Genomic DNA, 14,721 nt, shown 5'->3' on the forward strand with positions numbered 1-14,721 from the left:
AGGTCAATGCGCGCGTGACGCATCATTTCGCCCTTGACCGAAATCAACGTGACCACTCCGTTCTGTCAGGAAAATTGACCCGATCTCAATACGACAACGGAGAAGAAGTCATGAACAAGTGGTTACGCGCGGCGTTGTGCGCAGCCTGTGTCGTCGCAGCGCCGGCGATCGCCAATGCCGCGTCGAATGGCGACGGCATCTATCAGGGCGATATCCTCGCGCGAGTGCGCGGGATCAGTATTCAGCCGAACATCAGCAAGAGCGACGCCATGGAAGGGCTCGGCGTCGAAGTGAACAACGCGATCGTTCCCGAACTCGACTTCACCTACATGATTCGCGATGCGATCGGCATCGAGCTGATTCTCGCCACCTCGCGGCATCAGTTGACCTCGACGGCGCTCGGCAATCTAGGCGGCGTGAACGTGCTGCCGCCGACGCTCCTGCTGCAATATCACTTCAACCATGCGGGCAAGATTCGTCCGTATCTCGGTGCGGGCGTGAACTACACGTACTTCTATAACGACGGGCTCCACGTCGGCGATCAAGGCATTCAAGTGACGCGCAGCAGCTTCGGCCCGGCACTGCAGGCCGGTGTCGACGTCCAGGTCGCAAAGAACCTGTTCGTCAATCTGGACGTCAAGAAGATCTGGATGCGCACCAATGCGACGCTCGGAGACACGAACCTCGGCACGCTGCATATCGATCCGGTGATCGTCGGCGTTGGCGTCGGCATGAAGTTCTAGACGAAGCGTAGCGACACCGGGCGCAGAGGAGACCCCATCATCTGTCACGCGTCGCGAAGGCATCGAAATTCGACGCCTTCGCGACACACGGTGCCCGCAATAGGAAAGCCCCGCTCATTGGCCATCGAGAGCCGATGCGCGGGGCTTCGTTTTTCGGCGCCGGGTTTCAGAGCTTGTCGTACTGAAACCGCATGGCCGTGCCTTCGCGCTCGATGCGCTCCCACACCGCGCGCTTTTCTTCGTCGCTCAGGAAAACCCAATTCGACACTTCGGCGGCGGTGCGCCCGCACCCCTTGCAGACTTCGTCGAAGAGCGTCGAGCAGACGCCGATGCACGGGCTGTCGGGTAGGGCATGGAGGTTGGATGGCATCGAGGACCTTTCATTCGAGACCGGAGACCGGGAAGATCGCCATGTTAACGCATGCGCGGCAGCGTCCGGCGGCGATGAAAGCGAACCGAAGGTATCGAGCCTATTTCATGGCGCCCGGCGTCCGTCTCACGCCCGGCTGGCGTCCAATTCCGCCCCAAATTGCGGCTTCTCGACCCGATGTCTTTTTTGGATGATAGACAGCCGGCGATAACCCGATAAAATTGCGCCGGTTTCGCCTTGGGGCGAAGCGCCAAGCGCGCGTAAGAAGCCTGTTAGGCGGCCATGGCTGCCAAGCGCTGTACCCTTTGCGCGACAACTTGGCGTTTTTTTCAAAAAGCACGATATTTAATGGTAGTTTTCGATGTTTCAAAGGGGGGCTGCCCGCTTCGCGGTTGGCAGGCGGTAGCAACGTGCCAATAAGCGGCAGGCGCAAAGCGGCAGCACGGGCAAGGGTGTGGAGTCGACCCGGTTCGATCGGGATGGAGAAGCGAATGAACGTAAAAATGGCGGCACAACTGGCAGCAGCGGCGTTGTGCGCGACCGCGGCCTTGACGGCAAGCGCGAAGGATACGCAACTGAACGTGTACAACTGGTCGGACTACATCGCCAAGGACACGATTCCGAACTTCGAGAAGCAAACCGGCATCAAGGTCAAATACGACAACTACGACAGCGACGACACGCTGCAAGCCAAACTTCTGACCGGCAATTCGGGCTACGACATCGTCGTGCCGACGAGCAACTACGCGGGCAAGCAGATCGCCGCGAACATCTTCCAGCCGCTCGACAAATCGAAGCTGCCCAACCTCAAGTATCTCGACCCGTCGTTGATGTCGCTCGTCGCCGGCGCGGACCCGGGCAACAAGTACGCGGTGCCCTGGGCATACGGCACGACGGGCCTCGGCTATAACGTAACGAAGGCCCAGCAGGTTCTCGGCAACAATGTGCCGCTCGACAACTGGGACATCCTCTTCAAGCCAGAGTACCTCTCGAAGCTGAAGACGTGCGGCGTCTCGGTGCTCGACGCGCCCGACCAGGTCTTCTCGGCCGCGCTGCACTACATCGGCAAGGACCCGAACAGCACGAACCCGGACGACTATCGCGCGGCGCTCGCGATGATGAAGAAAATCCGTCCGTACATCACGCAGTTCAACTCGTCGGGCTATATCAACGACCTGGTTGGCGGCGACATCTGCTTCGCATACGGCTGGTCGGGCGACGTCGTGATCGCGAAGCACCGCGCGATCGAGGCGAAGAAGGCCTACAAGATCGAGTACTACGTCCCGAAGGGCGGTGCGCCGGTCTGGTTCGACGTGATGGTCATTCCGAAGGACGCCGCGCACAAGGACGCCGCGCTCCAGTGGATCAACTACATCGAGACACCGCAGGTCCACGCCGCGATCACGAACGCGGTGTACTACCCGAGCGTGAACATGGAAGCGCGCAAGTACGTCGACAAGGACGTGGCGAACGATCCGGCCGTGTATCCGAGCCCGGACGTCATCAAGACGCTGTTCTTGCTGAAACCGCTGCCGCCGGAAATCCAGCGGCTCGAAACGCGGCTGTGGACGGAGTTCAAGTCGGGCCGCTGATTGGGCTGCTAGGCAACTAGCCGCAATGCCGGCATGCAGTCATGAAGCCCTCGGTGCCGACCGGGGGCTTTGTTCGTCAAACGTGTGGAGTGAAGCAGCAGATCATGAGTGACCAATCGAGCGCGCTGGCAGGGACCGGCACGCCGTCCTTCGCCAAATCTCCCGCCCCGGTGGCGGCGGACAACTTCGTGCAGATCGTCGACGTCGTGAAGAAGTTCGGCGAGACATTTGCCGTCAAGAACGTCAATTTGTCGGTTCAGAAGGGGGAGCTGTTCGCCTTGCTCGGCAGTTCGGGCTGCGGCAAGTCGACCTTGTTGCGGATGCTCGCGGGCCTGGAGACGGCCACCTCGGGCAAGATCCTGATCGACGGCGAGGATCTCGCGCAGATGCCGCCGTACCGCCGGCCGGTCAACATGATGTTCCAGTCTTACGCGCTCTTTCCGCACATGACGGTCGAAGCGAACGTCGCGTTCGGCTTGAAGCAGGAAGGCGTGCCGAAAGCGGAGTTGAAGGACCGTGTGCAGGTCGCGCTCGATCTCGTGCAGATGGGACGCTTCGCCAAGCGCAAGCCGCATCAGCTCTCGGGCGGGCAGCAGCAGCGCGCCGCGCTCGCGCGCTCGCTCGTCAAACGCCCGAAGCTGCTGCTGCTCGACGAGCCGATGTCCGCGCTCGACAAGCAAATCCGCCAACGCACGCAGATCGAGCTCGTCAACATTCTCGACAAGGTCGGCGTCACCTGCATCATGGTCACGCACGATCAGGAAGAAGCGATGACGATGGCGAACCGTCTCGCGGTCATGAGCGAAGGCGAGATCGTGCAGCTCGGTACGCCGCACGAAGTCTACGAATTTCCGAACTCGCGCTTCTCGGCCGAATTCATCGGCTCGACGAATCTGTTTGACGGCCACGTCGTCGAGGACGAGCCGGATCACGTGTTCGTCGAGACCCCCGAATTGTCGACGCGTCTTTACGTGAACCATGGCATCACGGGTCCGCTCGGCATGCCCGTCACGATCTCGGTGCGTCCGGAGCGCATCGCGCTCACGCGCAAGCCGCCCGAGGGCGCGTTCAACTGGGGGCACGGCACGATCTCGAACGTCGCGTACATGGGCGGCTACTCGCTCTATCACGTCAAGCTCGACTCGGGCAAAATCGTGATCGCCAACGTGTCGAGCCTCGCGCTCACCGAAATCGAATCGCCGACCTGGGGCGACGAAATCTACGTGCGCTGGAGCGCCTCGGCAGGCGTGGTGCTGACGGCATGAAAAGCGCTCTGAATTCACTGCTGATGTGGCCGGCGCGGCGCTTCAAGCTGACGGGCAGCACGGCTGTCGTGGCCGGGCCGTTCATCTGGCTGCTGCTGTTTTTCTTCGTGCCGTTCCTGCTCGTCCTCAAGATCAGCTTCGCCGAGCTGCAGCTCGGGATTCCGCCTTACACGGAGCTCGTCGCGATCCAGAACGGCGTCGTGCAGATTTCACTCAACATCGCGCACTACGCGTTCCTGCTGAGCGACAGCCTCTACTTCGCGACCTACGTGAACTCGGTCGTCGTGGCGGCGATCACGACGCTCCTGTGTCTGCTGCTCGGCTATCCGATGGCGTACTACATCGCCCGCTCGAATCCGTCGACGCGCAACATCCTGATGATGGCCGTGATGCTGCCGTTCTGGACGTCGTTCCTGATTCGCGTGTACGCGTGGATCGGCATCCTGAAGAACAACGGCTTGCTGAACAACTTCCTGATGTGGACGGGCATCGTCCACCAGCCGATCGAGCTCTATCACACGAACGCGGCGGTCTATATCGGCATGGTCTATTCGTATCTGCCGTTTCTCGTGATGCCGCTTTACGCGCACCTCGTGAAGATGGACCTCACGCTGCTCGAGGCCGCCTACGACCTCGGCGCCAAGCCGTGGAAGGCGTTCGTGGCGATCACGCTGCCGCTCTCGAAGAACGGGATCATCGCGGGCTGCCTGCTCGTGTTCATTCCGGCGGTGGGCGAGTACGTGATTCCGGAGTTGCTCGGCGGCGCGAACACGCTGATGATCGGCCGCGTGATGTGGAATGAGTTCTTCAACAACGCGGACTGGCCGATGGCTTCGGCGGTCACGTGCGCGATGGTGCTGCTGCTGCTCGTGCCGATGGCGATGTTCCAGCACTTCCAAGCCAAGCAAATGGAAGAACGCCGATGATCAAACCGAATCGCACTCTGCAAGTCGTCGCGCTCGGCATCGGCTTTGCATTCCTGTACATCCCGATCCTCAGCCTGATCGTCTACTCGTTCAACGAGTCGCAACTCGTCACGGTCTGGACGCAATTCTCGACGCGCTGGTACGAGGCGCTGCTCACCGACGACGAACTGATCGCCGCGGCATGGCTGTCGCTGCGCATCGGCTTGCTGACGGCGTTTGCGTCGGTGATCATCGGGACGTGGGCCGGTTTCGTGCTTGCGCGCATGGGGCGCTTTCGCGGCTTCACGCTCTACACGGGCATGATCAACGCGCCGCTCGTGATTCCCGAGGTGATCCAGGGCATTTCGCTGCTGCTGCTCTTCATCGAAATGGGCAAGTGGCTCGGCTGGCCCGAAGGCCGCGGGATCGTCACGATCTGGATCGGGCACGTGATGCTCTGTATCTCGTACGTTGCGATCATCGTGCAGTCGCGCGTGCGGGACTTGAACCCGTCGTTGGAAGAGGCAGCGCTCGATCTCGGCGCCACGCCGCTCAAGGTGTTCTTCGCGATCACGCTGCCGCTGATCTCGCAGGCGCTCGTGTCCGGGTGGCTGTTGTCGTTCACGCTGTCGATCGACGATCTGGTGCTGTCCGCGTTTTTGTCGGGGCCCGGGTCGACGACGCTGCCGCTCGTCGTGTTCTCGCGCGTGCGCTTGGGGCTCAATCCCGAGATGAACGCGCTTGCGACGCTGTTCATCATCGTCGTGACGATCGGCGTGGTGGGCATCAACTACTACATGCTGCGCGCGGAGAAACGGCGCATGGCCGAAGAGCGGGCCTTGGCGCAACTCGAAGTCGCCTGACGGGCGGGTTGCCGCTTTCGGCGAACACGCCGAAAGCGGCAACGTCAAGACTTCCGCAACTTCCCAGGCAGATTCAACCTTTCGCCGGACTTTTACCCGCGTCGGCACGGCTCGCGGGCGGCTGACCCATCGCCTGAAATAGCGCCGCCGTGTCGCTCAAGCGCGCGCTCATATAGCGAATTTCATCGAGCCGCGCGTTCTGGTATTGCTGCTCGCCCGAGCGCGCCGTCGAAATCGGCACGGCGCCGAGCCGGTAGCGCGCGGCGGTTTCGTCGTAGGCTTGCCGCGCGGCGCGGGCTGCCGCGCTCGACGCGTCGAGTGCCTGCGCGTCGTGTTCGAGCGACGCGAGCGTGTCCGCCACATTCTCGAATGCCGATAGCACCGTCTGCTTGTACTGCAGCACCGTGGCGTCGTAGGTGTCGACGGCCGCGCGCCGCTGCGCGAGCAGGGCGCCGCCGTGGAAGATCGGCTGCGTGAGCGACCCGCCGATGCTCCAGATCGCCCCGGCGCCCGAGAGCGCGACCGGCCAACTGAACCCAGCTTGCCCCATCGATGCCGTCAGCGACAGGCTCGGAAACATCTGTGCCGTCGCCACGCCGACATCGGCTGCCGCGCCTTTGAGCGCCGCATCGGCCGCCTGGATATCGGGCCGCGTGCGCAGCAAGTCCGACGGCACGACGACCGGCACCTGTTCGGGCAAAGCGAGGCTCGCGAGGTCGAGATCGGGCGGCGCGGCATCGGGCGTGCGGCCAAGCAGGACGGCGAGCGCATGGCGCGTCGAGGCCAGCTGCTGACGCAGCCCCGGCAGGGTCGCTGCGAGCGACAGTGCGCTTTGCTGGACGTTCAGCGCGTCGGCATGCGCGAGCGAGCCGAGCGCGTAGCGCCGTTGCGCATCCTGGGCCTGTTCGTTCGCCAGGGTGACGAGCCGTTCGGTCGTGTCGATCTGCGCATGCAGCGCCGCGGCGTTGATCGCGGCGGTCACGATGTTGGCCGCGAGCGCGCGCCGCGCGGCATCGAGCTGATACGCCTGCTGGTCCACGCGCGCGCCGAGCGCCGCGTTGGCCAAGCGCGCCGCGCCGAAGATATCGAACGTGTAGTGCGTCTGGATCTGCCCGGCGAACACGTTGTAGAGAAACGTCTGCGGACCGGCTTCGGGAATGGCGAGCGCGCGCTGGCGCGTGGCTTGCCCGCCGAGGTCGATCTGCGGCAGGAGGTTGCTGCCGATTTGCGCGCGCAATTGCTCGTGCGCGGACGCGAGGAGCTTGTCGGTGGCGGCGAGCGTCGGGCTGTTGCGCAGGCCCTCGTCGACGAGCGCATCGAGCGCGTCCGACTGGTACAAGCGCCACCATTCGGGCACGGGCTGAGCGCCCGTTTCGAAGCGTTGCGCGACGCCTTGAGCCGCGACCGTCTGTACGGGCTGCGCTTCGGCGCCGTAGTGCGCAGGCGAGGGCATGGCGGGCGGTTCGCCGGAAGGGCCGAACGAGCAGGCCGCCAGGGCGAGCGCGGCCGCCGATGCGGCGACGGTGACGGCCGTGCGCGCCGTAGACGTTCTAAGCGCGACAGCCCGCAACGCTTGGGATCGTTCGCCAGAATCGCGTCGAATATTTTTCATGATCAATTCCCCGTGTGCGCGGTGGGCGACGTGGGCGGATCGCGCTCGTCGCGCCGCACCCTGAACGACGCCGCGTACAACGCCGGCAGATAAAACAGCGTGAGCACGGTCGCGCTCGTGATGCCGCCCATCAGCGCGGTCGCCATCGGGCCGAAGAAGTTCGAGCGCAGCAGCGGAATCAGCGCCAGCACCGCGGCGGCGGCCGTCAGCGTGATCGGGCGGAAGCGCCGCACTGTCGCGCCGACGATCGCGTCGAAGCGCTGGTGGCCGTCGCGGATGTCGTGCTCGATCTGGTCGACGAGAATCACCGAGTTGCGCATGATGATCCCGAACATCGCAATCACGCCGAGCATCGCGACGAAGCCGAACGGCTTGCCGAAGAGCAGCAGCGTGGCGACCACGCCGATGAGCCCGAGCGGCGCGGTCAGCACGACCATCATCACACGCGCGAAGCTCTGCAACTGGATCATCAGGAGCGTCAGCACGGCGATCACCATCAGCGGCATCTGGGCGTTGATCGACGTCTGGCCCTTGGCGCTTTCCTCGACCGAGCCGCCGATCTCGATCCGGTAGCCGAGCGGCAGCGCGGCGCGCACAGGCGCGAGCGCATGATCGAGGCTCTTGGTCACGTCGATGCCTTGGGCTTTGCCGAGCACGTCGGACTGCACCGTGATCGTCGGCTGGCGATCGCGTTCCCAGATCACGCCGTATTCGAGATCGTCGCGAAGGTGGCCGAGCGAGCCGAGCGGCACGGGCCCGTTCGGCGTGGGCATCGCGAGGTTCATGAGATGCGACGGATCGACCCGCTCGGTCTTCGGCGCGCGCAAGTCGACGCTGATCAGCTTGTCGCGCTCGCGGTATTGCGTGACCGTGTAGCCCGAGAGCGTCATCGCAAGGAAGCTCGACACGTCTTCCGACGTCACGCCCACTTCGCGCGCCTTCTTCTGATCGATCTCGAAGCGCACCGAGCGTTCCGCGGGCTCGTCCCAGTCGAACTGGACGCCCGTCGTGCGGTGGTCCGCGCGCATGGTCGCCGCGACTTTCTCGGCAATCGAGCGCACCGTGGCGATATCGTCGCCGCTCACGCGGAACTGCACCGGATAGCCGACCGGCGGGCCGTTTTCGAGCCGCGACAAACGCGTGCGGATGGCCGGGAAGTTGTCGCGCAGCGTCGTGTCGAGCCAGCGCGCGAGCTTTTCGCGCTCCTCGACGGATTTCGCGGTGATCACGAATTGCGCGAAGTTCGGCTGCGTGAGCTGCTGATCGAGCGGCAAGTAGAAACGCGGCGCGCCGGTGCCGACGAAGTCGACGAAGTGATCGATCTCGGGGCGGCCTTTGAGCGTCGTTTCGATGCGTTGGGCTTGGCGCAGGGTCGCGTCGAACGAGGCGCCCTCGGGCAGCCGCACGTCGACCAGCAATTCGGGGCGGTCCGAGCTCGGGAAGAACTGCTGCGGCACCAGCGTGAAGCCGGCGAGCGCGACGATGAAGAGCGTGACGGTGATCGCGAGCACGACGAAGCGCCGCTCGATGCACCACGAGATCCAACCGCGCAGACGCCGGTAGAAGCGCGTGTCGTAGATGTCATGCTCGTGATCGTCGGGCTCATGCGCGGCTTTCTTGCGCTCGGGCAGCAGGTGATAGCCCAGCAGCGGAATCAGCACGACGGCCGCGAACCACGAGGCGATCAGCGCGATCGCCGACACCTCGAAGATCGAGCGCGTGTACTCGCCGGTGCTCGACTTGGCAAGCGCGATCGGCAAAAAGCCCGACACCGTGACGAGCGTGCCCGTCAGCATCGGAAACGCGGTGCTCGTGTAGGCGTATGCCGCGGCGCGCGTGCGTTTCCAGCCTTGTTCGAGCTTCACCGCCATCATCTCGACCGCGATGATGGCATCGTCGACCAAGAGGCCGAGCGCGAGCACGAGCGTGCCGAGCGAGACCTTGTGCAGGCCGATATCGAACAGGTACATGCAGAGCGCGGTGACGGCGAGCACGACCGGAATCGAGATCACGACGACCATCCCGGTACGCACCCCCAACGACACGAGACTCACGATCAGCACGATCCCCACCGCCTCGGCGACCGCTTCGAGAAAGTCGTCGACCGAGTTCGAGACCGCGTGCGGCATGCTCGACACTTCGACCAGTTTGAGCCCCGCGGGCAGATGCGCGCGCAGCTCGGCGGCCTGAGCGTCGAGCGCCTTGCCGAGCCGGATCACGTCGCCGCCCGGCTGCATCGTGAGGCCGATGCCGAGCACCGCTTTGCCTTCGAAGCGCATTTGGGTCGAGAGCGGGTCGTCGTAGCCGCGCTTGATCGTCGCGATGTCGCCGAGACGGAACGAGCGGCCGTTGATCGTGATGAGCGTGTCGGCGAGCGCGTTGACGTCCTTGAACTGGCCGCTCGGGCGCACGAACACGCGGTCGTCGTAGGTCGTGAGCGTGCCCGCGGGCGCCACGGCGTTCTGCGCGTTGATCGCTTGCGCGAGCTGTTGCGGCGAGATGTTCAGGCGCGTCAGCCGCGTGTTCGAGACCTCGATGTAGATGCGCTGGTTCGGGTCGCCGAAATAGTCGACCTTCGCGACGCCCGGCACGCGCAGGAACACCGTGCGCAGTTCGTCCGCGTAGTCGTGCAGTTGCGCGGGAGAGAAGCCGTCGCCTTCGAGCGTGTAGATGTTGGTGTAGACGTCGCCGAACTCGTCGTTGAAGTACGGCCCCTGGACGCCGGCGGGCAAGGTCTGGGCGATGTCGCCGACCTTCTTGCGCACCTGGTACCAGGTGTCGGGCACGTCCTTGGCGGGCGCCGAATCCTTCATGTTGAAGAAGATCAGCGATTCGCCCGGGCGCGAGTAGCTGCGCAGAAAATCGATGTTCGGCGTTTCCTGCAGCTTGCGGCCGATGCGGTCGGTGATCTGGTCCTGCATCTGGCGCGCGGTGGCGCCGGGCCAGAAGGTCTGGATCACCATCACGCGGAACGTGAACGGCGGATCTTCCGATTGCGCGAGCCGCGTGTAGGCGAGGATGCCGAACACAGTCGCGAGCGTGATCAGGAAGATCACGAGCGCCTGATGCCTGAGCGCCCACGCCGACAGATTGAAGCGGCCTTCTTCGTCGCTCGCGTGTGCAAGCGGGCCGGCCCGCTCGTCCGGGCCTTCGCGATCCACTGTGCTCATGATGCGAAGTCCTCGGGATGGAGCGGCGCCATCACGCGCACTTTTTCTCCGGCGCTGACCGTGTGCACGCCTTGCAGCACGACGCGGTCGCCGTCGTTCAAGCCTGCGGAGACCGAGACCGTGCGCTCGTCGTAGCGCACGACTTGCACGCGGCGCAGTTCGAGCGTGCCGTCGCCCGGGCGAACGATCCACACAGCCGGATCGGTGCTGTCGTGAAAGAGGGCGGTGGCGGGGAGGGTGTACGGATGCGTGTCGTTCGTCACGCCATCGAACGCGACATCGGCGGTCATGCCGAGCCGCACATCGGGGCCCGGCGCTTCGAGCGTGAGTTTCGTGCGATAGGTGCGGCTTTGCGGATCGGCTGCGGGCGACACTTCACGCACGCGCGCGGTGAAGCGTTTGCCGGGCAGCGCGGGCAGTGTGATGGTCGCCGTGCGGCCGACCGCGAGCGCGGCGAGTGCGCTTTCCGGCGCGTCGCAGACGATGTCGATATCGCCCGACCACGCGAGATGGTAGACGGCCTGACCCGATGACACGTTCTGCCCCGTATCGGCGTCTTCGGCGGTGATGACGCCCGCGTGGTCCGCGGCGAGCGTCGCGTACTGCAACTGGTTCTTCGCGAGCGCGAGCTGCTGCTGCGCTTGATCGCGCTGCGCCGAGGCGGCCGCGTACGCATTCTGCGTCTGCTCGAGCTGGGCGGGCGCGATCAGCTTTTCCTGCGCCTGCGCGGTGTCGCGATCGAGCTGCTGCTTGGCGTAGACGAGTTGGTGCTGCGCACCGTCGAGCTGCGCCTGTGTATTGGCGACGCTCTTTTGCAAGTCTTCCGGGTCGAGGCGGGCGACGATCTGCCCGGCCTTCACGGTATCGCCGAGACGCACTTGCCGCTCGACGATCTTGCCCGCGACGCGAAACGAGAGCGGCGTGGAATAGCGCGCATCGACTGCGCCGGGCAGCGACGCGAGCGCCGGGCGTCCATCCGGATGCACGGCGACGGCGACGACCGGGCGCGGCGCCGTCGCGGTCGCTTCCGTCTGATGGCACCCGGCGAGGGCCATCGCGCCGCACAGCGCGAGCGCCATGCCGCCTAAGCGGATACGGCTGGCGAACGAGGGATCGGAGTGGTCGGTACGACCCGAATGGCGAGACGGGCGGATTGGCATGCGCACCGCGGGTGATGCGTGAAGGCTGGGACGATTCACAGTGACACCATGGCTTACGAAATGACGAAATGACGAAAGCGGCGAAGCGAACGGGTTCGGCAAGCCGCTGGGCTTTGCCGCAGAGGCTTGCAGTAAGCGTTTCAAACGCTGCGCACCCCTTGTCTCAAAATACAAAGTGGATTCTAATACATACTTGTATCTGAATGCAAAAGTGAATCCGTGTGGCGACGATGTAAAATTTGCCCATGACACGAAAACGATTGACCCGCGAACAGAGCAAGGACCAGACGCGCCAGCGTCTGCTCGATGCTGCCTTGACCGTCTTCACGAAGAAGGGATACGTCGCCGCGAGCGTGGAAGATATTGCCGCTGCGGCTGGCTACACGCGTGGCGCGTTCTATTCGAATTTCCGCGGCAAGCCGGAGGTGCTGCTCGAATTGCTCCGAATCGATCACGAGCGGATGCAATCGGAACTGGAAGACATCTTCGTCGAAGGGGCCACGCGCGAGCAGATGGAAGCGAACGTGCTGACCTATTACAGCCAGCTCTTTCGCGACAACAAGTGCTTCCTGCTATGGGGCGAGGCGAAGCTGCAAGCGAGCCGCGACGCGAAGTTCCGCACGCGCTTCAACGCATTCATGCATGAGAAGCGCGAGGAGATGTCGAGCTATATCCGGGCGTTCTCCGAGCGCGTGGGCACGCCGCTGCCGCTGCCGGCCGAAACGCTTGCGATCGGGCTCATGGGCCTGTGCGACGGCGTGCAAGCGCTTTATCTTTCCGACCCGCAGCATGTGACGGCCGAGCTGATGGAATCGGTGCTGGCCGGGTTCTTCGCGAGAGTGGTGTTCGGGCGCAATCCGGCTTGAGCGCCTTTCAAACGCTGACACCCGGGCCATAGTTGCTGCCGATCAACCGCGCGACCGATTCGATGTCCGCATAGTCCTGCTCGGGCAGCCCATCGAGAATCGACAGCAGCTCGTTGCTCGCGCCCGCGTCGCGAGCGATCTCCACGAGCTGGTCTTTGTTGGCCGGGTAAGGCACGGCGCGCAAGACATCCGCGATCTGCAGGTCGATCGCTTCGGTCGGGATCTTCGATTTTTTGGTCATGTCGCGGTCCCATCCTCTCTGGCGGCGCGGGCAAGCGCTTCAGGTCTGCGCCTGCCGCTCATGCGCGGCGAACTTGTGCGCGAGCCCGGTCGGCTTCGGCAGCGTGATGCGGGCCCAGCCGTCCGGCCGGATCGCGACGGCGCTCACGCCGGGAGCGGGAGGCGCGACGGGGGCGGAGTTGGCGCGTAAGGCGAGCGCGGCGTCCCGCGCGGTCAGGCTGTCGAGCGCGGTCGTGTGAACCGGTGCCGCGAAGCAGGATGCCGAGAGCAATGCCATGGCTGTCACTGTCGAGATTTTCATCGCTCGACCTCCTTCTCTATACGCCACCGCCGGTGCCACACCGGCAGCATACGCCGCGCCTAACGTCTAACGCGGGTCTAACGCAGCACCTCAAAACGCGCCCACGGCCACGACGGCCGGTCGCGCATATAACCGTTGAGCCAGTTCCATTGCGGATGCCGTTTCATGAACGCCTGTGCGTCGAACGGCCGCCCGCAGGGATGTCCCCAGCGCGCCCAGAAGGCCAGGCCGCGCGCCATTTCGCTATCGACCACCTTGCCGTCGTTCGCGCCCCACGGGTTGAACGGACCTTGGTCCGAGCCGCCGAAGCGCGCGTCGTCGAGCTCGAGGTGCCCGCAAATCGTGCGCGAGCACGGGTTGTCGGCGCGATCGAGATAGACGTCGTGATGGTCGGCGATCATCTCCTTGGCGAGATCCATGTCGATCTTGCCGTGATGCAGTTCCGCCAGTTGCATGAAGCGCAGGCGCCGCGCGCCGTTTTTACGCACGTCCGTGTAATCCTCGCCTTCGCCGATGCATTCCTGATTGCGGATCTTCAGATCTGTCGCGGTGTTGTAGCCGCTATAGAAACCGTCCTTCGTGCTTTCGAATCCGGAGTAGTGCAGGCCGAGTTCGTAGCGCGCGATCTCGCCCGTCTTCCAGTCGCCGAGCAGCCAGCTGTTCGCGTAGCCGCCGTTATTCGAGATCGCGAACATCTCGCACCAGTCGCCGATACTGTTCGCGTATTGCGTCGCGCGGCGCGAACGGTAGAACTCGGGCGCGCCCGCCGCGTTGTAGCCGGCGAAGTTCGAGATCGTCGTCTCGGTGATCATGAGGCCGGCCGACGTGATCCAGAAATCGGTCAGGCTCGAAATACAGCCGGGCAGGCCCTGCATCAGAATGCGGTGGCCCGCCTCGGGAACGATGTCGAACACGACGTTGAACGCGTCGCCCGCGGCGTAGCGGTCCCACGAGTTGTGCGCCATCACGATGCGGCCGTCGCGCGTCGCGCTGCCGGTGGCGATGAACGCACTGCAATGATGCCCGCGCCGGCCGCGCCACGGCTTGATGCCGAGCCGCGGATCGCGCGCGGCAGCCTGGCTCGGCCACCAGCTTTGCAGCAAGTCCATGTAGCCGTTCCAGGCCAGCACTTCGTCGAAGCGCAGCTTCGCGCCGTCGGCGATGCCTTGAATTTCGTCGGCGAATTCGGTGTCGAGCTTGGGCGCGAATTGAGCGACCGCGGCTTTCGTGAACGTTTCGAAATCTTCGCCCGTATCCCAGCGCGCCAAATACTTGGCCGTGTGGATCGCGTTCCGTATCTCGGTTGCGAGGAGCTGGCCGTGCTGTTCGCCACGGTCGTAGGGTTCGCCTTCGATATGGACAAAGATCCAGCCGGCGTGATCGCGGCGCACGGCATCGAGGGAAGGTTCGCTCATCTTCGCTCCGACGAGATGATTGACTGGCAGCGCGCGCAGCGCCAGGCCAGGTCTGGGGCGCTCTGAATCAATTGTAGAAAATATGCCACGCTTTGCCATCGCGCGCAGCGGCGATGGCGAGGTCTTGGCGGCGCCAGATGCGGCGCCGCGAGGGCGCACGTCCGGCTTGGAGCGGTTCGGGAAAAAGTGTGGGCGGGGCGGCGAGCGCTGTCCCGTGCG

General features: G+C 64.2%; 13 protein-coding genes. 6 read left to right on the forward strand and 7 right to left on the reverse strand.

Annotated features, from left to right (window positions below; translation table 11 throughout):
• Positions 1-110 precede the first annotated feature (110 nt).
• Positions 111-743, forward strand: coding sequence for an OmpW/AlkL family protein (locus FAZ95_RS10235; protein ID WP_137332344.1), 633 nt, complete (start codon positions 111-113; stop codon positions 741-743).
• A gap of 166 nt (positions 744-909) precedes the next feature.
• Here FAZ95_RS10235 and FAZ95_RS10240 read toward each other — a convergent pair whose 3' ends face one another.
• Positions 910-1,113: a DUF1289 domain-containing protein gene (locus FAZ95_RS10240; protein ID WP_137332345.1), complete on the reverse strand. Its 204-nt coding sequence runs from the start codon at positions 1,111-1,113 to the stop codon at positions 910-912.
• A gap of 503 nt (positions 1,114-1,616) precedes the next feature.
• Between FAZ95_RS10240 and FAZ95_RS10245 the strand changes: the two genes are divergently transcribed.
• The 4 genes from FAZ95_RS10245 (at position 1,617) to FAZ95_RS10260 (ending at position 5,738) form a co-directional block, all read left to right on the forward strand.
• Positions 1,617-2,705, forward strand: a complete 1,089-nt coding sequence (locus FAZ95_RS10245) for a polyamine ABC transporter substrate-binding protein (RefSeq protein WP_437437738.1) — start codon at positions 1,617-1,619, stop codon at positions 2,703-2,705.
• Between the two features lie 104 nt (positions 2,706-2,809).
• Entirely contained in the window at positions 2,810-3,970 is a 1,161-nt protein-coding gene (locus tag FAZ95_RS10250) for an ABC transporter ATP-binding protein (protein WP_175425559.1), read from the forward strand.
• Complete coding sequence (locus FAZ95_RS10255) at positions 3,967-4,896, forward strand: ABC transporter permease subunit (protein ID WP_137332347.1); 930 nt, start codon at positions 3,967-3,969, stop codon at positions 4,894-4,896. The genes FAZ95_RS10250 and FAZ95_RS10255 overlap by 4 nt, the downstream gene beginning before the upstream one ends.
• On the forward strand, positions 4,896-5,738 hold the full coding sequence (locus FAZ95_RS10260) for an ABC transporter permease subunit (RefSeq protein WP_137334499.1): 843 nt from the start codon (positions 4,896-4,898) through the stop codon (positions 5,736-5,738). The genes FAZ95_RS10255 and FAZ95_RS10260 overlap by 1 nt, the downstream gene beginning before the upstream one ends.
• A 73-nt stretch (positions 5,739-5,811) precedes the next feature.
• On the opposite strand, the gene FAZ95_RS10265 is transcribed toward FAZ95_RS10260, so the two are convergent.
• Genes FAZ95_RS10265 through FAZ95_RS10275 form a run of 3 tightly spaced genes read right to left on the reverse strand, consistent with a single transcriptional unit; the run spans position 5,812 to position 11,599 of the window.
• Positions 5,812-7,350: an efflux transporter outer membrane subunit gene (locus tag FAZ95_RS10265; RefSeq protein WP_137332348.1), complete on the reverse strand. Its 1,539-nt coding sequence runs from the start codon at positions 7,348-7,350 to the stop codon at positions 5,812-5,814.
• A 2-nt stretch (positions 7,351-7,352) separates the two neighbouring features.
• Complete coding sequence (locus tag FAZ95_RS10270; RefSeq protein WP_137332349.1) at positions 7,353-10,520, reverse strand: efflux RND transporter permease subunit; 3,168 nt, start codon at positions 10,518-10,520, stop codon at positions 7,353-7,355.
• On the reverse strand, positions 10,517-11,599 hold the full coding sequence (locus FAZ95_RS10275; protein WP_137334500.1) for an efflux RND transporter periplasmic adaptor subunit: 1,083 nt from the start codon (positions 11,597-11,599) through the stop codon (positions 10,517-10,519). Before FAZ95_RS10275 ends, FAZ95_RS10270 begins: the two co-directional genes overlap by 4 nt.
• Before the next feature lie 326 nt (positions 11,600-11,925).
• Between FAZ95_RS10275 and FAZ95_RS10280 the strand changes: the two genes are divergently transcribed.
• Positions 11,926-12,546 (forward strand): TetR/AcrR family transcriptional regulator, encoded by a 621-nt coding sequence (locus tag FAZ95_RS10280; RefSeq protein ID WP_137332350.1) that lies wholly within the window; start codon positions 11,926-11,928, stop codon positions 12,544-12,546.
• Between the two features lie 7 nt (positions 12,547-12,553).
• On the opposite strand, the gene FAZ95_RS10285 is transcribed toward FAZ95_RS10280, so the two are convergent.
• From FAZ95_RS10285 to FAZ95_RS10295, 3 genes are all read right to left on the reverse strand, one after another.
• Positions 12,554-12,787 carry a DUF2795 domain-containing protein gene (locus FAZ95_RS10285; RefSeq protein WP_137332351.1) on the reverse strand — a complete coding sequence of 78 codons (234 nt, stop codon included), beginning with the start codon at positions 12,785-12,787 and terminating at the stop codon, positions 12,554-12,556.
• Between the two features lie 39 nt (positions 12,788-12,826).
• Positions 12,827-13,087 (reverse strand): hypothetical protein, encoded by a 261-nt coding sequence (locus FAZ95_RS10290; protein WP_137332352.1) that lies wholly within the window; start codon positions 13,085-13,087, stop codon positions 12,827-12,829.
• Between the two features lie 77 nt (positions 13,088-13,164).
• Positions 13,165-14,502: a C45 family autoproteolytic acyltransferase/hydrolase gene (locus FAZ95_RS10295; protein ID WP_137332353.1), complete on the reverse strand. Its 1,338-nt coding sequence runs from the start codon at positions 14,500-14,502 to the stop codon at positions 13,165-13,167.
• Between the last annotated feature and the right edge of the window lie 219 nt (positions 14,503-14,721).

Origin of the sequence: Trinickia violacea (assembly GCF_005280735.1) — a bacterium.
GTDB classification, from domain to species: domain Bacteria; phylum Pseudomonadota; class Gammaproteobacteria; order Burkholderiales; family Burkholderiaceae; genus Trinickia_A; species Trinickia_A violacea.